The 19,141-nt window shown below is 72.1% G+C and carries 17 protein-coding genes and 1 tRNA gene; 8 read left to right on the plus strand and 10 right to left on the minus strand.

Features of this window, described 5'->3' with window-relative positions; genetic code table 11:
- Positions 1 to 126: 126 nt before the first annotated feature.
- Positions 127 to 726 carry a TetR/AcrR family transcriptional regulator gene (locus ACFYWX_RS18620; RefSeq protein WP_389425116.1) on the minus strand — a complete coding sequence of 200 codons (600 nt, stop codon included), beginning with the start codon at positions 724 to 726 and terminating at the stop codon, positions 127 to 129.
- A gap of 180 nt (positions 727 to 906) precedes the next feature.
- Here ACFYWX_RS18620 and ACFYWX_RS18625 point away from each other — a divergent pair, with 180 nt between their 5' ends.
- Positions 907 to 4,152, plus strand: a complete 3,246-nt coding sequence (locus ACFYWX_RS18625; protein ID WP_389425117.1) for a S41 family peptidase — start codon at positions 907 to 909, stop codon at positions 4,150 to 4,152.
- A 135-nt stretch (positions 4,153 to 4,287) separates the two neighbouring features.
- Here ACFYWX_RS18625 and ACFYWX_RS18630 read toward each other — a convergent pair whose 3' ends face one another.
- The 4 genes from ACFYWX_RS18630 to ACFYWX_RS18645 all read right to left on the minus strand — a co-directional run bounded on the left by ACFYWX_RS18630 (position 4,288) and on the right by ACFYWX_RS18645 (position 7,915).
- The gene (locus ACFYWX_RS18630; RefSeq protein WP_389425118.1) at positions 4,288 to 4,500 is read right to left on the minus strand and encodes a hypothetical protein; all 213 of its coding nucleotides are present in this window, start codon (positions 4,498 to 4,500) and stop codon (positions 4,288 to 4,290) included.
- An 87-nt stretch (positions 4,501 to 4,587) separates the two neighbouring features.
- Positions 4,588 to 5,472, minus strand: a complete 885-nt coding sequence (locus ACFYWX_RS18635; RefSeq protein ID WP_389425119.1) for an SDR family oxidoreductase — start codon at positions 5,470 to 5,472, stop codon at positions 4,588 to 4,590.
- A complete protein-coding gene (locus ACFYWX_RS18640; RefSeq protein ID WP_389425120.1) occupies positions 5,469 to 6,392 on the minus strand; it encodes an alpha/beta fold hydrolase in 924 nt (307 codons plus the stop codon). Before ACFYWX_RS18640 ends, ACFYWX_RS18635 begins: the two co-directional genes overlap by 4 nt.
- Positions 6,389 to 7,915: a flavin-containing monooxygenase gene (locus ACFYWX_RS18645; RefSeq protein WP_389425121.1), complete on the minus strand. Its 1,527-nt coding sequence runs from the start codon at positions 7,913 to 7,915 to the stop codon at positions 6,389 to 6,391. The genes ACFYWX_RS18640 and ACFYWX_RS18645 overlap by 4 nt, the downstream gene beginning before the upstream one ends.
- A 163-nt stretch (positions 7,916 to 8,078) precedes the next feature.
- Here ACFYWX_RS18645 and ACFYWX_RS18650 point away from each other — a divergent pair, with 163 nt between their 5' ends.
- Entirely contained in the window at positions 8,079 to 8,699 is a 621-nt protein-coding gene (locus tag ACFYWX_RS18650) for a MerR family transcriptional regulator (protein WP_389425200.1), read from the plus strand.
- Between the two features lie 35 nt (positions 8,700 to 8,734).
- Here the strand turns inward: ACFYWX_RS18650 and ACFYWX_RS18655 are convergent, their stop codons facing one another.
- On the minus strand, positions 8,735 to 9,478 hold the full coding sequence (locus ACFYWX_RS18655) for a helix-turn-helix domain-containing protein (protein ID WP_389425122.1): 744 nt from the start codon (positions 9,476 to 9,478) through the stop codon (positions 8,735 to 8,737).
- 253 nt (positions 9,479 to 9,731) lie between these two features.
- Here ACFYWX_RS18655 and ACFYWX_RS18660 point away from each other — a divergent pair, with 253 nt between their 5' ends.
- Genes ACFYWX_RS18660 through ACFYWX_RS18670 form a run of 3 tightly spaced genes read left to right on the plus strand, consistent with a single transcriptional unit; the run spans position 9,732 to position 12,190 of the window.
- On the plus strand, positions 9,732 to 10,403 hold the full coding sequence (locus ACFYWX_RS18660; protein ID WP_389425123.1) for a DUF4097 family beta strand repeat-containing protein: 672 nt from the start codon (positions 9,732 to 9,734) through the stop codon (positions 10,401 to 10,403).
- A 30-nt stretch (positions 10,404 to 10,433) separates the two neighbouring features.
- Positions 10,434 to 11,402 (plus strand): ATP-binding cassette domain-containing protein, encoded by a 969-nt coding sequence (locus tag ACFYWX_RS18665; protein WP_389425124.1) that lies wholly within the window; start codon positions 10,434 to 10,436, stop codon positions 11,400 to 11,402.
- Entirely contained in the window at positions 11,399 to 12,190 is a 792-nt protein-coding gene (locus tag ACFYWX_RS18670; protein WP_389425125.1) for an ABC transporter permease, read from the plus strand. Before ACFYWX_RS18665 ends, ACFYWX_RS18670 begins: the two co-directional genes overlap by 4 nt.
- Positions 12,191 to 12,308: 118 nt before the next feature.
- Here ACFYWX_RS18670 and ACFYWX_RS18675 read toward each other — a convergent pair whose 3' ends face one another.
- The gene (locus ACFYWX_RS18675; RefSeq protein ID WP_389425126.1) at positions 12,309 to 13,112 is read right to left on the minus strand and encodes an exodeoxyribonuclease III; all 804 of its coding nucleotides are present in this window, start codon (positions 13,110 to 13,112) and stop codon (positions 12,309 to 12,311) included.
- A gap of 80 nt (positions 13,113 to 13,192) precedes the next feature.
- Between ACFYWX_RS18675 and ACFYWX_RS18680 the strand changes: the two genes are divergently transcribed.
- Positions 13,193 to 13,675 (plus strand): GNAT family N-acetyltransferase, encoded by a 483-nt coding sequence (locus ACFYWX_RS18680; RefSeq protein ID WP_389425127.1) that lies wholly within the window; start codon positions 13,193 to 13,195, stop codon positions 13,673 to 13,675.
- Here ACFYWX_RS18680 and ACFYWX_RS18685 read toward each other — a convergent pair.
- Both ACFYWX_RS18685 and ACFYWX_RS18690 read right to left on the minus strand, forming a co-directional pair.
- Positions 13,665 to 14,279 (minus strand): response regulator, encoded by a 615-nt coding sequence (locus tag ACFYWX_RS18685; protein ID WP_389425128.1) that lies wholly within the window; start codon positions 14,277 to 14,279, stop codon positions 13,665 to 13,667. The genes ACFYWX_RS18680 and ACFYWX_RS18685 overlap by 11 nt on opposite strands.
- 17 nt (positions 14,280 to 14,296) lie before the next feature.
- Entirely contained in the window at positions 14,297 to 15,631 is a 1,335-nt protein-coding gene (locus ACFYWX_RS18690; RefSeq protein ID WP_389425129.1) for a sensor histidine kinase, read from the minus strand.
- A gap of 134 nt (positions 15,632 to 15,765) precedes the next feature.
- On the opposite strand from ACFYWX_RS18690, the gene ACFYWX_RS18695 reads away from it, so the two are divergent.
- The gene (locus ACFYWX_RS18695) at positions 15,766 to 16,518 is read left to right on the plus strand and encodes an ABC transporter ATP-binding protein (protein WP_389425130.1); all 753 of its coding nucleotides are present in this window, start codon (positions 15,766 to 15,768) and stop codon (positions 16,516 to 16,518) included.
- Positions 16,512 to 18,950, plus strand: coding sequence for an ABC transporter permease (locus ACFYWX_RS18700; protein WP_389425131.1), 2,439 nt, complete (start codon positions 16,512 to 16,514; stop codon positions 18,948 to 18,950). Before ACFYWX_RS18695 ends, ACFYWX_RS18700 begins: the two co-directional genes overlap by 7 nt.
- Positions 18,951 to 18,998: 48 nt before the next feature.
- Here the strand turns inward: ACFYWX_RS18700 and ACFYWX_RS18705 are convergent.
- A tRNA-Ala gene (locus tag ACFYWX_RS18705) sits at positions 18,999 to 19,072 on the minus strand.
- Positions 19,073 to 19,141: the final 69 nt, after the last annotated feature.

Raw genomic sequence — 19,141 nt, forward strand, 5'->3', positions numbered from 1 at the left:
GTAGGCGCCCGGCCGGGTTCCGGCACAGGCCCCTGGGGCAGGGGTGACCAACCCGGCGGGGAGGCAGGGGTGATCGGCCCGACGACGAGAGCGGTGACGTCAGGTGGGGCAGCGACCTGGGGACGGTCAGGTGGTGCGAACGCCGAGGGCAGGGAGCACGACGGCGTCGATGTACGACTGGATGAATGCCTGGGTGGGCGGCTGGGCCTCCAGGAGCGTGCGCGTGGCGAACGCCCCGACCAGCATGGGCAGCAGGAAGTCCAGCGCCGGGCAGTCCGCGCGGACCTCGCCCCGGTCGATGGCCCGCTGCAGGACGCGGCGGAACGCGACGATCTCCGGTTCGACGACCTGCGTACGGAAGGCTCCGCGCAGATCCTCGTTGTTGTGGATCGCCATGGCGACGCCCCGCATCAGCGCGGAGTTCCGCTCCATCTCGCAGTCGTCCTCACGGATCGCGAGAGCGTGCATGTCGCCGCGCAGGGACCCGGTGTCGACCTCGTCGGCCGGTCCGGGCTTGCCGTGCTTCAGGGCCTTCACGACCAGCTCGGCCTTGCCGCCCCACTGGCGGTAGAGCGTCGCCTTGCTGGACCGTGTGCGGGTGGCGACGGCGTCCATGGTGAGGGCGTCGTAGCCGACTTCGCGGAGCAGGTCGAGCACGGCCGCGTAGAGCTCGGCCTCGCGCTCGGGCGTGATGCGGCTGCGCCGCGCTGCTGCGACCTCAGCCATGCCACTCACCCTTTCCGCTCCGACGGTCTTCCGCGTACGGCACTGTTTCGTACAGGACGAATGTAGCGCACCCCACAGCGAAACGAAACTGTTTCGTACGTGTCCTGGGTCACGCGTGTGCGACTCAGGTACGTTTCCTCCGATTTGCCCCTTTCTTGCTCGCCGGAAAAGCTTGGGGAGGTGAGCTATCTGCGCCTGCCGCACCTGAGCGGTGACCTGCTGTGCTTCGTGGCCGAGGACGACCTCTGGCTGACCTCCCTCGACGGCCCCGGCCGCGCCTGGCGGCTGACCGTCGACCGGACCAAGGCCGGCCACCCCCGCTTCTCCCCCGACGGCCGCCACCTCGCGTACACGAGCTGGCGCAGCCTCGTCCCGGAGATCCACCTGGTGCCGGTGGACGGCGGTTTGGCCCGTCGGCTCACCCACTGGGGCAGCCCCGACACCCAGGTCACCGGCTGGACGCCGGAGGGTGACATCCTCGCCGTCGCCTCCCACGGCGAGCCCTTCTCGTACTTCACCTGGGCCTACAAGGTCACCCCCGACGGCGACCCCGGCCGCAAGCTGCCCTGGGGCCCGGTCTCCGACATCCAGGTCGCCGACATCGAGGGCGAGCGGAAGACCCTACTGCTGACCGGCACTCCGCCGCACGAACCGGCCGCCTGGAAGCGCTACCGGGGCGGCGCCACGGGCCGGCTGTGGCTGCACGGCGAGCGGCTCCTGGCCGACATCGGCGGCCATCTGCACTCCCCCCTGTTCGTCGGCGGCCGGATCGCCTTCCTCTCCGACCACGAGGGCGTCGGCAACCTCTACTCGTGCGCGTACGACGGCTCCGACCTGCGCCGTCACACCGACCACGACGCCTTCTACGCCCGGCACGCCTCCAGCGACGGCACCCGGGTGGTCTACCAGTGCGCCGGTGACCTCTGGATCGTCGACGACCTGTCCCCCGGCTCCGTGCCGCGCCGGCTCGACGTCCGGCTGAGCGGGCCGCGCGCGGGGCGCCGCCCCTACCAGATCCCGGCCGCGCAGCACGTGGACGGCCTGTCGGTGGACGAGACGGGGCGGGCCAGTGCCGTCGTCGTGCGCGGAAGCCTGTACTGGCTGACCCACCGCGACGGCCCCGCCCGCACCCTCATCGACACCCCGGGGGTACGGATCCGGCTCCCGGAGATGCTCGGCGAAAGCGGTCAGGTCGCGTACGTCACCGACGCGGAGGGCGAGGACGCCGTCGAGATCGCCCACCTGCCCCGCGCGACCGGCGCCCGCGAGCCCCGGCGGCTGGCCTCCGGGAAGCTGGGCCGGGTCCTGGAGCTGGTCTGCGATCCCCAGGGCGAGCGGCTCGCCATCGCCTCGCACGACGGGCGACTGCTGCTCCTCGATGCCACGGAGGACGCCGGCGGCGAGGTGACCGAGCTGATCCGGTCGATCAACGGACCGGTGCGCGACGTCGCCTTCTCGCCGGACGGGGCGTGGCTGACGTGGTCGCATCCGGGGATCGGGCGCTCGCTGCGCCAGATCAAGATGGCGCGGATCTCCGCCGACGGAAACGGCGACTCGCTGGTCGTCGACGTGACCAACGGCCGCTTCGAGGACGAGAACCCCGTCTTCACCAGGGACGGCCGCTATCTCGCCTTCCTCTCCTGGCGCGGCTTCGACCCGGTGTACGACGTCCACACCGGCGACCTCTCCTTCCCGCTCGGCTGCCGCCCCTACCTGGTGCCCCTGTCCTCCGCGACCCCCTCCCCCTTCGCGGTGAACCCCGAGGGCCGTCCGGCCGCCGGGGGCCTGGACCCCGCCGAGGACGACGAGGGCGGCGACGGCACGGTGACCGTGGAGATCGAGGGGCTGGAGAGCCGGGTGACGCCGTTCCCGGTCACCGCCTCCAAGTACTCGGCGCTGTACCCGGTCGCGGGCGGCGGTCTGGTCTGGCTGCGCTGGCCGATCTCGGGCGCGCTGGGCGAGACCTTCGCCAACCCGGACGACACCACCGGCCGTCCGACCCTGGAGTACTTCAACATCAGCAAGGCGAAGAAGTCCGAACTCGTCGAGCACCTCGACTGGTTCACGGTGAGCGGGGACGGCACCCGGCTGGTCGTGGTCGACGAGGGCGACATGCGGGCCGTGCCGGCCACCGAGTCCGGCGATCCGGACACGACCGTCTGGATCGACCTGCGGCGCATCCTGCACCAGGCCGACCCGGCCGCCGAGTGGCGCCAGTCGTACGAGGAGGCCGGGCGGCTGATCCGCGCCCACTTCTGGGATCCGGGGATGTGCGGCATCGTCTGGGACGCGGTCCTCGACCAGTACCGGCCGCTCGTCGAACGGGTCGCGTCCCCGGACGAGTTCGCCGACCTGCTGCGCGAGGTGCTGGGCGAGCTGGGCACCTCGCACGCGTACGTCAGCGCCTCCCGCCGCAACGAGGGGCCGCCCCACTACCAGCGCCGGCAGGGCCTGCTGGGCGCCAACTTCGTCCACAGGGACGGCGGGTGGGCCGTCCGGCGGATCCTGCCGGGCGACTCCTCCGACTCCAAGGCCCGCTCCCCGCTGGCCGGCACCGGGATCCGCGAGGGCGCGATCCTGACCCATGTGGACGGACGGCCGGTGGATCCGGTGACGGGCCCGTATCCGCTGCTCGCCGGCGCGGGCGGTACGACGGTGGAACTCACCTTCACCGCGGCCAACGGCGAGACCGGGCCCCCTCGCCGGGTGGCGGTGGTGCCCCTCGCCGACGAGCGGCCGCTGCGCTACCAGGACTGGGTGGCCAAACGCCGTGAGGTCGTACGGGAGTTGAGCGGCGGCCGCTGCGGCTACCTGCACATCCCGGACATGGGCGGCTCCGGCTGGGCCCAGTTCAACCGCGACCTGCGCATGGAGGTGTCCCGGCCCGCGCTCATCGTCGACGTGCGCGGCAACGCGGGGGGACACATCAGCGAGTTGGTCATCGAGAAGCTGACGCGCAGGGTCCTGGGCTGGGACCTGACCCGCGACGCCCAGCCGGTGTCGTACACGTCGAACGCCCCGCGCGGTCCCGTGGTCGCCCTCGCGGACGAGGCGACCTCCTCCGACGGCGACATGATCACGGCGGCCTTCAAACTCCTCGACCTGGGCCCGGTGGTGGGCCAGCGCACCTGGGGCGGAGTGGTCGGCATGACCGGCCGTCACCAACTGGGCGACGGCACGGTGATCACCGTACCGATGAACGCGGCCTGGTTCGACGCGTACGGCTGGTCCGTCGAGAACAAGGGCGTCACCCCCGACATCGAGATCCTGCGCACCCCCCTGGACTGGGCCGAGGGCCGCCACGCCCAACTCTCCGACGCGGTCTACCTGGCTCTGGAACTCCTGGAATCCAACCCCCCAGCAACCCCACCGGACCTCCGCAACGCCCCGAACCGATCAAGGCCACAGCTGCCCCCGCGTACCTAGGGGCGCGGGGAACTGCGCGAACAACCCCCACCCACCCGCACCCGACGACGCACCGAACAACGCAAGCAAAACGTGGGGCGCCCTCAAAGAAACAGAGGGCACCCCACGCTTCATGGTTCAAGCCGAGCGCAGCGGCTACGCGTCGTAGTCCTGCGCGAAGCGGTCCTCTTCCTCGCGCTGCTGACGCTCGCGCTCGGTCTCCTCGTCACGCCGGCCGCGCTCGGGGCGCTCACCGCGCTCGCCACGCTCGCCACGCTGCGGCGCCCGCTCCTTGGCCTGGCCCACCTTCTCCCGGGCCTGCTGCTGCCACTGCTCGGACTTGTCCTGGAACTGGTCCTTCATGCCCATGTGGGTTCACTCCCGTAGTGAGTGGGATTTGGCCCCTCGGTGGGGCCTCGACCAGATTCACACGGCAGGACAACCCTCGCATTTCGATCAACTACGCTGCGTAGCACGGGCCTCCTCGTCGGCCGCCCCACCTGCGCCGACGAGTCCCGTCCGCATCCCCTGCAGGCGGGGCGCGAACCGTTTCATCTCCCGCTGTCCGACGGTGCCGATGAGCCCGGGGAGGTACCCGCGCACGCCCTGCATCCCGCGCAGCCACCACTGCCCGTACACATGGCTCGACCGCCGCTCGATCCCGGCCACGATCCGGTCCACCGCGGGCCCCAGCGGGTACGTCTTGTCGGCCGGCCACGGCAGCCGCTGCCGCAGCTCCCGCATCACCTCCTCCTGATCGGCCCCTCGCACCATGTCGGTGTCGGTCCACGACAGGTAACCGACGCCCACCCGCACGCCCTTGTAGCCGACCTCGGCGCGCAGGCTGTGCGCGTACGCCTCCACGCCCGACTTGGACGCGCAGTACGCGGTCATCATCGGCGCCGGGGTCATCGCGGCGAGGGAGGCGATCTGGAGCAGGTAGCCGCGGCTCTCCGTCAGCACCGGCAGGAAGGCGCGGGCCGTCACCGCCGAGCCGATGAGGTTGACCTCGATGACGCGCCGCCACGCCTGCGGGTCGGAGTCGGCGAAGGGGCCGCCGGTCGCGACGCCCGCGTTGGCGACCACGATGTCGACCTTCCCGAACCGTTCCTTGACCTCCTGCGCGACCCGGGCCATCGCCTTGTGGTCAGTGACGTCGGCGTACCAGTGGGCACTGTCGCTGTGCAGCCGCTCGGACACCTGCTTGAGGGCGTCCGGTTCCAGGCCGACCAGCGCCACCTTCACCCCGCGCGCGGACAGCTTGCGGGCCAGCAGCTCACCGACACCCCGCGCGGCTCCGGTGACGACGGCGACCTGTCCTTCGAGGCTCACCCTGCTCATGCGCCCTCCTTGATCCCTACGTAGGTGGTGCCGAGTTCGCGGACGATGCGGGTCACCGTCGCGGGTGCCTCGACCGGTGTCATGTGGCCGACCCCGGGCAGTTCGGTGAGTCCGACGCAGTGCGGCAGCGCGGCCACCAGCGAGCGGGCGTGCACCGGCGGCGTCAGCCGGTCGGCCGTGCCGGTGACGACGGCGGTGGGCACCGTCAGCTCCCGCACCCCGTGGTCGAGGTCGAGCAGTTCGAGCACGTGCGACCAGGCGTACCGGACGCGGCGCGGGCAGGCGTGCACGATCCGCGCGCACGCCTCGACCATGTGCGGGGCCGAACCCGGGCCCATCGTCCCGTACTTGAGGATCCGCCTGGCCAGTGGAGTGACCGGCCCGAGCGGCGCCCTCGACCCGAGGATGTGCCGGGTCAGCCAGGTCCGCAACCGCCCGGGCCTGAGCGGTACGACGGTCGACTCGGCGACCAGCGCCGAACTGCCCGTGCTGCACAGCAGGACGGCCGCCGCGTGCTCCCGGAAGCCTGGCCGCGTCGAGGCCGCCATCACCGTCATGCCGCCCATGGAGTGACCGACGATCACCGCCTTCTCGCCCGGCGCGAGCGTCGCGTCCAGGACGGCCACGAGGTCGTCGGCGAGGGCGTCCGTGGTGCACGCCGGGCTCGCCGGGCTGCGTCCGTGGCCGCGCTGGTCGTAGGCGATGACGCGGTGGTCGACGGCCAGGTCGCGTATCTGGGCCGCCCAGAAGGCGGTCGAGCAGGTCCAGCCGTGCGCGAGGACGACGGCGGGCGCGTGGTCGGGGCCGTGCACCTCGACGTGCAGCCGGGCGCCGTCGGCGGAGACGGCGGTCAGTTCACGGGAGGGGGTGGGCGGGGTGTAGGGGCCCGTGGTGACACGGGCGCGCGTGAGGCGGCTCATGCGGACGCCTCCGCGTTCTTCTTCGCGTCGGCCGCTTCGGGGGCGGTCTTCTTCCGCGCGGGAACGCGCAGCACCTCGTACTCCGCCAGGTCCACGCGCCGCGTGACCCGCCGGAACTCGCTCGTCGTACCGGGCCAGATGGTGGTGTTGCGGCCGCTCGCGTCCAGGTACCAGCTGGTGCAGCCGCCCGTGGACCACACCGTGCGCTTCATCCGTTCCTGCACCCGGTGGTTCCAGGCCCGCACGGCGCTCGGGCGGGCGTCGAGGGCGACGCGGCCGCCGAGGACGTCCAGCTGCCGTACGAAGTCGACCATGTAGTTCAGCTGCGACTCGATGATCAGGATCATGGAGGAGTTCCCCAGGCCGGTGTTGGGCCCGATGATCGACAGCCAGTTGGGGAAGCCGGCCGCCGAGGCGCCGCGCAGGGCCTCCATGCCGCCCTGCCACGCCTCCGCGAGGGTCCGCCCGTCCGCGCCGACCACCCGCTCGGCGATCGGCATGTCGGTGACGTGGAAGCCGGTGCCGAAGACGATCGCGTCGGCCTCGGCCTCGCTGCCGTCGGCGGCGACGAGGGTGGCGCCGCGGACCTCGGCGAGCCCGCTCGCGACCACGTCGACGTTGGGCCGGGTGAGCGCGGGATAGTACGCGCTGGACAGCAGGATCCGCTTGCAGCCGATGCGGTAGTCGGGGGTGAGCTTGGCGCGCAGGGCCGGGTCCTTGACCGCGCGGGCCATGTTGCGCTTCGCCAGCTGCTCCACGAAGCCGAGCTCGTCGGGGTGCTTGGTGAACGCCTGGACCTGCACCTCCCGGATGCCCCACAGCAGCCCGCGCCTGAGGCGGGTGGTGAGGGGAAGCCGGCGGTGCACCCACCGTTCGGCCTCTCCGATCGCGCGGTCCACACGGGGCATGACCCACGGCGGGGTGCGCTGGAAAAGGGTGAGCCGTGAGACCTCCGGCTGGATGGACGGCACGATCTGGATCGCGGAGGCCCCGGTCCCCACCATCGCCACCCGCTTGCCGCTCAGGTCGTAGTCGTGGTCCCAGCGGGCGGAGTGGAACACCTTGCCCGGGAAGGAGTCCAGGCCCGGGATGTCCGGGATCCTCGGGTCGGACAGCGGTCCGGTGGCGGAGACGACGACGTCGGCGGAGAGGTTTCCGCTACTGGTCTCGATGTCCCAGCGCAGCCGCTCGGCGTCCCAGGTCATCCGCTTCACCTCGGAGTCGAAGCGAAGGTGCGGGCGCAGCCGGAAGACATCGGTGACGTGCTCCAGGTAGGCGCGGATGTGTTCCTGCCCGGAGAAGGTGCGCGGCCAGTCCGGGTTGGGCGCGAAGGAGAAGGAGTACAGGTGGGACGGCACGTCGCAGGCGCACCCGGGGTAGCTGTTGTCCCGCCAGGTGCCGCCGACGCTGTCGGCGCGTTCGAGGACGACGAAGTCCGTGACGCCCTCGCGCCGCAGCCGCACGGCGGCCCCGAGCCCGCCGAACCCGGACCCGATCACCGCCACCCGCACATGCTCGGTCATGCCGACGCCTCCTGCCCGCGCACAATCCTGCCAGTGAACACTGGCGCAATGGGGAGGGTAGAGCAGCGCCGTACCGATGGGTAGGGGTCGCGCCACGAAAGTAACCGCCGGTACGCCCTAGGCTGCTGACGTGGCAGAAGACGGCGAACGACGCGAGTACCGCATGGAGGAGCTGGCCCGGCTGGCCGGCATCACGGTGCGCACCCTGCGCTTCTACCGCGAACGCAAGCTGATCCCGCCGCCCCGCCGCGAGGGCCGTATCGCCTGGTACGACGACCACCACCTGGCCCGCCTGCGCACGATCTCCGCGCTGCTGGAACGCGGCCACACCCTGAACGGCATCGCGGAACTGGCGGAGGCCTTCGACCACGGCCGGGGCGTCGGCGACCTCCTGGGCATGGACACCCCGACGGAGGAGATACCGGTCCACCTCACCCCCGGCGAACTCGCCGACCGCTTCGCGGGCGAGGTCACCCCGGAGAACCTCGCCGCCGCGATGGAGCTCGGCTATCTGGGCATCGACGGCGAGGAGATCGTCCACATCAGCCGCCGTCTGCTGGACGTGTCCTCCGCCCTGGTCCGCGAGGGCATCCCCCTCGCGGAGGTCCTCACCGCCGGCCGACGCGTCCGCGAACACGCCGACGCCCTGGCCGAACTCTTCACCGGCCTGATCCTCCGCCACGCCCCCGAGGAGGACGTCCAGCGCCTGCGCCCCCTGGCCAGGAGCGTGATGGAGGCGGAACTGTCACTGGCGCTGGACCGCAGGATGCGGAAGGCGCCCTAGAGGCCCCGGGGATCCGTTGAGGTCGTGCGGGTTCCTCAGCCTGTCGTTTCCGTTGTCGTTCCCGTCGTTTCGGCTTTCGTGTGGAGGAGCTCGCGGGCCTGCTCCGCGGCGCGGACGATGCTCTCGGAGACGAAGTCGACGTAGCGGGCGATGTTCTCGAGGCGGACGGCGGCCGGGGTGCCGGGGCCGAGGACACCGACGCCCTGTCGTGCGGTTTCGGCGAGGTGGGCGGTACTGCGGGCACTGGCCATCATGGACTCGTACATGACGTCGTCGTCGACGACGTAGCGCTCGCGACGGCGTTCGTCGCGTTCCCGGCGGACGAGGCCCTGGCTCTCCAGGAACCCGATCGACTTGGAGATGGACGCCGGGCTGACCTGGAGGCGCTGGGCGAGTTCGGGCGCGGTGAGGCTGCCCGCGTCGGTGGTGAAGAGGCAGCCCAGCACCCGGGACACCATTTTGGGAGCGCCTGACTGCATGAAGACGGTCGTGAGCATCTCCTCGTACTCGCGCACCGCCTCGGCGTCGCGCCCGTGGGCCTGCGGGGGCGTCTTCGAGTCCCGGGGCGCGGCCTGCCTGCGGCGGTGGGCGCGCTGTTCGGTGGCGCGGTGAGCGAGGTCGGAACGGTAGGCGGTGGGGCCGCCGTTGCGCATGACCTCGCGTGTGATGGTCGAGGTCGGGCGGTCGAGGCGCCTGGCGATCTCCGCGTAGGCGAGGCCGTCGGCCAGTCCCAGCGCGATCTGCTGACGTTCCTGCTGGGTGAGCCTGCCTCCCGGCATCGCGGTCTCCTTCGTGGTCTTTCGTGGTTCCAGATGTCTTCACCATAGCGTTCACTCTCGATTCATTGCAACAGACAGGGGCGGGCTTGTTGCGTTACATTCAGAACCGTTGCAACGATTTCTAGGCTCTCACCTGCAACGATGTCGAGAACATGCAACGACTTTATTGCCAGATTCATGAACGCAACGTAGCTTTTCCATCGTCAGAAACGGCGAGCCGAAGGGGCTCGCGATACAGACGAAGGAGCGCACGATGCAGAAGTTCGACACCCCCGCCCCGGTGACCGCCGTCCTCGACATCCCCGCGGGACGTATTCAGCTCATCGCCGCCGACCGCACCGACACCAGGGTCGAGGTCCTGCCCGCCGACGCCTCCAAGAGCCGCGACGTGAAGGCGGCCGAGGAGATCGTGGTCGTCTACGGCGACGGCGTCCTGCGGATCGAGGCCCCGGCGGCGAAGAACCGGGTCCTCGGACAGTCCGGATCCGTCGAGGTGACCGTCCAGCTGCCCGTCGGCTCCCGCGTCGAGGCGAAGGCCGGCGCGGCCGAACTCCGCGGCGTCGGACGGCTCGGCGACGTCGCCTTCGAGGGCGGCTACCGCTCGGTCAAGATCGACGAGGCCGCGAGCGCCCGCCTCACCGCCCACGACGGCGACGTCTCGGTCGGCCGCCTGGGCGGCCCCGCGGAGATCAGCACCCAGAGGGGCGACATCCACATCACCGAGGCCGCGAGCGGCACGGTCACCCTGAGCACCCAGAAGGGCGACATCTCGGTCGGCGCCGCCCGCGGAGTCTCCGCCTCCCTCGACGCCGGCACCAGCTACGGCCGGATCAACAACACGCTTCTGAACACCGACGGTGCCACCGCCGGCCTGAACATCCACGCGACCACGTCCTACGGCGACATCACCGCCCGCAGCCTCTGAAACCCGCAGCCCGTAGAAGGAGCACCCCTCATGACCAACCTGGCCATCGCCGCGAACGGGCTGCGCAAGTCCTACGGCGACAAGGTCGTCCTCGACGGCGTCGACCTGGCCGTCCCCGAGGGAACGGTCTTCGCCCTGCTCGGCCCGAACGGTGCCGGCAAGACCACCGCCGTCAAGATCCTCTCCACCCTCATCTCCCCCGACCCCGCCTCCGGCGCGATCCGCGTCGGCGGCCACGACCTCGCCGCCGCCCCGCAGGCGGTCCGCGCCGCGATCGGCGTCACCGGGCAGTTCTCCGCCGTCGACGGCCTGATCACCGGCGAGGAGAACATGCTCCTCATGGCGGACCTGCATCACCTGTCCAAAAGCGAGGGGCGGCGGGTCGCCGCCGAACTCCTCGAACGCTTCGACCTGGTGGAGGCCGCCAAGAAGCCCGCCTCCACCTACTCCGGCGGCATGAAGCGCCGCCTCGACATCGCCATGACCCTGGTCGGCGACCCGCGGATCATCTTCCTCGACGAACCCACCACCGGCCTCGACCCCAGCAGCCGCCACACCATGTGGCAGATCATCCGCGAGCTCGTCACCGGCGGCGTCACCGTCTTCCTCACGACCCAGTACCTGGAGGAGGCCGACCAGCTCGCCGGCCGTATCGCCGTGCTCAACGACGGCAGGATCGCCGCCCAGGGCAGCGCCGAGGAACTCAAGCGACTGATCCCCGGCGGCCACGTACGGCTCCGCTTCTCCGACCCGGCCGCGTACCGGTCCGCCGCCTCCGCGCTGCGCGAGACCAACCGGGACGACGAGGCGCTGGCCCTGCAGATCCCCAGCGACGGCAGCCAGCGCGAGCTGCGCGCCATCCTCGACCGGCTGGACTCCGCCGGCATCGACGCCGACGAGCTGACCGTGCACACCCCCGACCTCGACGACGTGTTCTTCGCCCTGACCGGCGCCGACGTGCCCGCCCAGCCGAACCAGCCCAAGGAGGCCGTCCGATGAGCTCCCTCTCCCTCGCCGTACGCGACTCGACCACGATGCTGCGCCGCAACCTCCTGCACGCGCGGCGCTACCCGTCCCTCACCCTGAACCTGCTGCTCACGCCGATCATGCTGCTGCTGCTCTTCGTCTACATCTTCGGCGACGCGATGAGCGCGGGCATCGGCGACGGCGGCGCCGACCGCTCCGAGTACATCGCCTACCTCGTGCCGGGCCTCCTGCTGATGACCATCGGCAGCACCACGATCGGCACCGCGGTGTCCGTCTCCAACGACATGACCGAGGGCATCATCGCCCGCTTCCGCACCATGGCCATCCACCGCGGCTCCGTGATCATCGGGCACGTCATCGGCAGTGTGCTGCAGTCGATCGCCAGCGTGGTCCTCGTGGGCGCCGTCGCCGTGGCCATCGGCTTCAGGTCCACGGACGCCACGGCCCTGGAGTGGTTGGCGGCGTTCGGGCTGATCACGCTGTTCGCCCTGGCACTCACCTGGATCGCGGTCGGCATGGGCCTGATCAGCCCCAACGCCGAGGCCGCCAGCAACAACGCGATGCCGCTGATCTTCCTCCCGCTCATCTCCAGCACCTTCGTCCCGGTCGACGCGATGCCGGGCTGGTTCCAGCCGATCGCCGAGTACCAGCCCTTCACACCCGCCATCGAGACCCTGCGCGGGCTGCTGCTCGGCAGCGAGATCGGCCACAACGGGTGGCTCGCGGTCGCCTGGTGCCTGGGGCTCGCGGTGCTCGGCTACTTCTGGTCGGCCTCGAAGTTCAACAGCGACCCGAAGTAACCGCCATGACAGCGCGGGCCGCCTCCCGCAACCCGTCCCACCCGAGGGCGGCGTACACCGACACTGCGTCGGCGCACGCCGCCCCGTTCGCGTCCCCCGCACCACACCGCTACGGCACTCAGAGGTCGTACACCACGGTGACCGGCGCGTGGTCGGACCACCGCTCCGCGTGCGTGGCCGCCCGCTCCACGAACCCCTTGACCGCCTTGCCGGCGAGACCCGGCGTGGTGACGTGGTAGTCGATGCGCCAGCCCGTGTCGTTGTCGAAGGCCCGCCCCCGGTAGGACCACCACGTGTACGGCCCCTCCACGTCCGGGTGCAGGGCGCGGACCACGTCCACGTAGCCGCCCTCCTCCGGTGTGAGGACCTGGGTCAGCCACTCGCGTTCCTCCGGCAGGAAGCCGGAGTTCTTGGTGTTGCCGCGCCAGTTCTTGAGGTCGGCCTGCTGGTGGGCGATGTTCCAGTCGCCGCAGACGAGGACCTCGCGGCCGTCGGCGGCGGCGCGTTCGCGCAGACCCTTGAGGTGGGCGAGGAACTCGCCCATGAAGCGGACCTTCTCGTCCTGGCGCTCGGTGCCGACCTCGCCGGAGGGCAGATAGAGGGAGGCCACCGTGACGCCGGGCAGGTCGGCCTCGACGTAGCGGCCGCTGCCGTCGAACTCGGCGGAGCCGAAGCCGACGCGGACGGCGTCGGGTTCGCGGCGGGTGTAGAGGGAGACGCCCGCGCGGCCCTTGGCAGCGGCGGGGGCGTGCACGACGTGCCAGCCCTCGGGGGCGCGGACGTGCTCGGGCAGCTGCTGCGGCTCCGCACGCACCTCCTGAAGGCACAGCACATCGGCGGAGGTCTCGGCGAGCCACTCCACGAAGCCCTTCTTCGTGGCGGCCCGCAGTCCATTCACGTTCACGGAGGTCACAGTCAGCACCCGCGGCACAATACCGGCCGCCCAGAGCCACACTGGACGGCGTCCGGGCTTCGATCCAGTACAGATGTACGATCATGCGCATGCATATACGCCGGGTTCCGTTCGACCACCCCGATGCCGTGAAGCTCAACGACGCCGTCCAGGCCGAATACCACGTGCGCTACGGCGACGGCGGCGACGCCACCCCGCTGGAACCGTCGGACTTCGAGCCGCCGAACGGCGTGTACCTCATCGCCTACGACGAGGCGGACCGGCCCGTCGCCACCGGCGGCTGGCGGCGCCAGGACGCCAACGGCGAGGGCAACGAGGACGGCGACGCCGAACTCAAGCGCATGTACGTCATCGACGCCATGCGCGGCCGCGGTCTCGCCCGGCGCGTCCTGACCGCCCTGGAGGAGGACGCCCGCACGGCCGGCCGCGTCCGCATGGTCCTGGAGACGGGCACCGAACAGCCCGAGGCCATCGCCCTGTACACCTCCAGCGGCTACGAGCCGTGCGTCAAGTTCGGCTACTACCGCCACTACGAGAGCAGCCGGTGCTACGCGAAGAAGCTCAGCTCCTGAGGTAGGTGAGCACGGCCAGGACCCGGCGGTGGGTGTCGTCCGCCGGCGGCAGGTCCAGCTTGGTGAGGATCGAGCCGATGTGCTTGCCGACGGCCGCCTCCGACACCACCAGTTCGCGCGCTATCGCCCCGTTGGACTTCCCCTCCGCGACCAGCGCCAGCACCTCCCGCTCGCGCGGGGTGAGCCGCGCGAGCGGATCCCGCCGCCGGCGCAGCAACTGCCGTACGACCTCCGGATCGACGACCGTGCCGCCGGCCGCGACCTCGCGGAGGGCCTCCACGAACTCCTCGACCTGGCCGACCCGGTCCTTCAGCAGATAGCCGACGCCGCTCCCGTCGCCGGAGTCGAGCAGTTCGGCGGCGTACGCCCGCTGCACGTACTGGCTGAGCACAAGAACCGGCAGCCCCGGCCGCTCCTCGCGCAGCCGCACGGCCGCGTGCAGCCCCTCGTCCTGGAACCCCGGCGGCATCCGTACGTCCGTCACGACGACGTCCGGCTCGTGCGCGGCGACGGCGGCGAGCAGCGCGTCCGCGTCGCCCACGGCGGCCACCACCTCGTAGCCGAAGCGGGCGAGCAGGCCGGTGAGCCCGTCGCGCAGCAGCACGCTGTCCTCGGCGAGGACTACGCGCAGCGGTCGGCCCCCGCCCCCTGCACCGGTATCTCCTCCATCGGCTCTCCCCCCATTGGCCTGCACGGCATCTCCACACGCAGCACGGTCGGTCCGCCCGGCGGGCTGGACAGCGCAAGTCTCCCATCGAGCACTGACACCCGGTCGGCGAGTCCGGTGAGACCGCTGCCGCGGGCGCCGTCCGCGCCGCCGCGCCCGTCGTCACGTACCTCGACCCGCAGCCGTCCCCGTTCGTGGCGTCCCCGCACCCAGGCCCGCTCGGCGCCGCTGTGCCGGGCCACGTTGGCGAGGGCCTCGCAGACCACGAAGTACGCGGCGGCCTCCACGGACTCGGGCAGCCGGCCCGGCAGTTGGACGTCCACCTCGACCGGCACGGGTGAGCGGTCGGCGGCGTCGGCCACGGCGGCCTCCAGGCCGTAGTCGGCGAGCACCTTGGGGTGGATGCCGTGGATCAGCTCGCGCAGTGCGGCGAGGGCCGTGCCCGCCTCCTCGTGGGCCTTGGCGAGCTGGTCGGCGAGAGGGCCGGGCGGGGCGTCGAGGCGGGCCAGGCCGAGCGTCATGGTGAGGGCCACGAGCCGCTGTTGGGCCCCGTCGTGCAGGTCCCGCTCGATCCGGCGCCGCTCCGCCTCGAACGCGTCGACCAACCGGACGCGGGAGCGGGTCAGTTCGACCACCCTCTCCCCCAACTCGCCCTCGCGCGGGGCGACCAGCAGCCGCGTCAGCGCCGCCCGCGCCCCGGCCGCCACACCGAGGACGTACGCGCCCGCGGCCAGCAGCAGCACGCCGAGCACGGCGGCGGCGCAGGCGGTGGGCCAGTCGGTGACCGTCCACTGCTTGAGCACCTTCGCCTCCCGGCCGTCGCCGACCGTGGCCATCAGCAGCGGTGTCGCGACCACCGACAGCGGCAGGAGCAGGGCGACGGTGACCACGAGCGCCTCGGCCGGCCACAACAGGCAGGCCCACAGCAGGGCGTGGCCCAGCTCCCGCCAGGTCGCCTGCTCCCGCAGCCGGGTGCCGAGCCAGCTCCGCAGCCCGGGTGCGGCGGGCTCCGCGTGCGCTCCCCGAGCCGCCTCCCCGTCGACGAGCCGCAGGCGCCGCCGCTCCAGCGCGCCCACGGGCAGCCCGGCCAGCGCGGTGACGGCGAGCAGGGGCAGTCCGACCAGGACGACCGCCAGGACTCCGCCGGCCACGACCAGGGCCACGAGCACCACCAGGACGGCGCCTCCCACCACCACGCCCGTCAGCAGGTAGGCGGCGGCGCGCCAGGGCCACGGCGACAGCAGGAAGGCCGGGCGGGACATGGCCTGCCACAGGGTGCGAGGGTGCATGCGGACCACCGTAGAAGGGCCGCCGGGGGCGGGCCATCGGTCCAGGGGGTGAGCCGGGGGTATGCCTGGCCCTACCCCAAGTCTCGGTCCTGCCACAGTGATTGAGGGCGGGGTCGCGCGGTTTCGTTGTCGCCATGAACACCCACGCCATCGAACTGCGCTCAGTGAGCCGGGCCCACGGCTCGGGCGACGGCCGCGTCATCGCGCTCGACCAGGTCTCCCTCGCGTTCCCGCGGGGCACCTTCACCGCCGTCATGGGCCCGTCCGGCTCGGGCAAGTCGACCCTGTTGCAGTGCGCCGCCGGCCTCGACCGGCCCACGTCCGGCTCCGTCCGCATCGGGGACACGGAGTTGACCGGGCTGAGCGAACGCGGGCTGACCCTGCTGCGCCGTGAGCGCATCGGCTTCGTGTTCCAGGCGTTCAACCTGCTGCCGTCCCTCACCGCCGAGCAGAACGTCGCCCTGCCGCTGCGCCTGGCCGGGCGGCGCCCTCCGAAGGCCCGGGTGCGTGAGGCGCTGCGCCAGGTCGGGCTGGCCGACCGTGCCCGCCACCGCCCCTGCGAGCTCTCCGGCGGACAGCAGCAGCGGGTCGCGCTGGCCCGGGCCCTGATCACCCGCCCCGAGGTCCTCTTCGGCGATGAACCGACCGGCGCGCTCGACACCCGGACGGGTAGGGAGGTGCTCACCCTGCTGCGCGCTCTCGTCGACCGTGAGCAGCAGACGGTCGTGATGGTCACCCACGATCCCGTTGCGGCGTCGTACGCGGACCGCGTGATCTTCCTGGTGGACGGGCGGGTGAGCGGGGAGCTGGTGGGTGCGGGAGCGGAGGCGATCGCGGCGCGGATGGCGGGCGAGCCGGGGGCTGTTCAGGAGGTCGCGCCGTGCTGAGCATCGCCCTGCGCACCCTGCGTGCCCGCTGGGTCACCTTCGTCGGCAGCTTCGTCGCGCTGTCGCTCGGCGTCTCGCTGATCGCCGTGATGGGACTGGCGCTCGCCTCCTCCCAGGACGCGCCGGAACGCCGGCCGGAGCGGTTCGCCGCGGCGCCGGTCGTCGTCAAGGGCCGGGACACCCTGCACGTCCCCACTCCGATCGGCGAGCGCACCTCGAAGCTGCCGCAGCCCCAGCCCGTCCCCTCGGCCGCCGTCACCGCCCTGAAGAGACTGGGCCCGGTCACCGAGGACCGTGCCTTCCCCGTACGGGCCGAGGACGGCCCCGGCGACCTGGTGGGCCATCCCTGGTCGGTCGCGAAGTTCGCCCCGTACGAGCTCGGCGCGGGACGCGCCCCCAGAAGCGCCGGCGAGGTCGTGACCACCGGTGACCGGAGCGCCCTGGGCGAGCGGCTGCGCACCGCCCACGGCACGGTCCGGGTGGTCGGGACGGTTTCGGCGCGCGGCTTCGAGAACGCCGTCTTCTACACGGACGCGCAGGCCGCCCGGCTCTCCCCGCTCAGCACGCAGCTCGTCGTGGACACCGAAGACGTCACCGCCGTACGCGCGGCCGTGCGCGGCAGCGACGGCGTGCGGGTCCTCACCGGTGACGCCCGCCGCCTCGCCGACGCCGACCCGGACCGCGACGCCAGGTCCCTGACCGCGCTGAACGCCCTGTTCGGCACGGCCGGCGGCGTGACCGGCTTCGTGTCGGTGTTCGTCGTGGCCTCCACGTTCGCCTTCGCGGTCGCCCAGCGGCGCCGGGAGTTCGGCCTGCTGCGCACCGCGGGTGCCACGCCGGGCCAGCTCCGTCGGATGGTCCTCGCGGAGGCGCTGCTCGTCGGCGTCCTCGCCTCGGCCGCGGGCTGTGCCCTCGGCGCGTACGGTGCCCCGCGGCTGGCCGCCCGGGTGGTCGACGGCGGCCTGGCCCCGGCGTGGTTCACGATCGGCGACGCCGTGTGGCCCTACCACCTGGCGTTCTGGACGGGGCTGCTGGTGGCCCTGTGCGGGGCGGTGGCCGCGTCGTGGCGGGCGGGGCGCACGGGACCGACGCAGGCGCTGCGCGAGGCGTCCGTGGACAGCGGCACGCTGACCTGGGGCCGTCGGCTGTGCGGCGCGGCCCTGCTGGTCGCCGCCGTGGCGACCCTGGCCCACGCGCTGCTGACCGAGCCGGGCGACCTGCTGCACCGCAAGACGTACGTCAGCCGCCCGATGCTCCTGATCACCGCGGTCGCGCTGCTCTCCCCTGCCCTGGTCCGCCCGCTGACCCGGCTGCTGGCCCGGCTGCCCGCCCGGCTGCCCGGCGCCCTCGGCCTGTTGGTCCGCGAGAACGCCTCGACCGGCGTCCGGCGCACCGCCGCCGTCGCGGCACCCGTCCTCGTCACGGTCGCCCTCGCCGGTTCCCTGCTCGGCGCCACCTCGACGCTGAACGAGGCGAGGGCGCAGGAAGTGGCCCGCCGGACGACGGCGGACTTCGTGGCGAGCACGGGTGCAGGCTTCGACTCCGCGACGCTCGCCCGTCTGCGGCGGACAGCGGGCGCCGATGTCTCCGCCACCGCTCCGACGGCCGTCCACGTCCTCGAGGACGGCGTCGCCCTCGTCAAGTCCGAGGCGCGCGCGGCCGATCCGGGGCTGCTCGCGGCGACCGTGCGGCTGCCGGTGACGGCGGGTCGGATCGCCGACCTGGACGACGACTCGATCGTCGTGAACGAGGAGTGGGCCCGGCACACGGTCGGCCAGCGCGTCGAGGTGTGGCTCGGCGACGGCACCCGCAGATCCCTGCGGATCGCCGCGGTCCTGGCCACCGGCACCGGCGACAACGGCGTGTACGTGACCCCGGCCAACGCCCCCGGCGCGGCGGCCGACCGGATCGACGTGAGGGTGCGCGACGGCGCGGACCCGGCCGCCGTGGCGACGGCCCTGCGTGAGGCGGTACGGCAGCAGGGGCAAGTCCTCACGAAGTCGCAGTGGGTGCAGTCGACTTACCCGGAGACCAACTCCACCACCCGGCTCGGCCTGCTCCTGGTCCTGGGCATCGCCCTGCTCTACACCGGCATCTCACTCGCCAACACCCTGGTGATGGCCACCTCCGACCGCATCCGCGACCTCACAGCCCTACGCCTGGCCGGTGCGACCACATCCCAGGTACTGCGCCTGGTCGGTGCGGAGGCCCTGACGGTGGTGGCCGTCGGCGCGCTGCTGGGTGTGCTGGTGACGTTCCTCAACCTGATCGGCATGGGCGCGGCGCTCCACCTGCTGGCCGCCCCGGCCCCGCTCTCCGTCCCCTGGCCGGCGCTCGGCGCGACGACCGCGGCATGCGCCGTACTCGCGGTGCTGTCGGCGACGGCTCCGGCGGCGCTCGCCCTGCGGCGGGTCGGTGTTTTGTCCCACTAACACGATGGAGCCCCAGTCGGCTTTCGCCGACTGGGGCTCCATGCTGCGTGGACCTGTGGGGATTTGAACCCCAGACCCCCTCGATGCGAACGAGGTGCGCTACCAGACTGCGCCACAGGCCCTTGCAACGAGTGAAACTCTAGCATCCCCGTCCGGGTGCTTGGAAATCCGTTCCGCGCCGACCAGGGGCG

This window comes from Streptomyces sp. NPDC002888, from assembly GCF_042888465.1.
Lineage (GTDB): Bacteria > Actinomycetota > Actinomycetes > Streptomycetales > Streptomycetaceae > Streptomyces.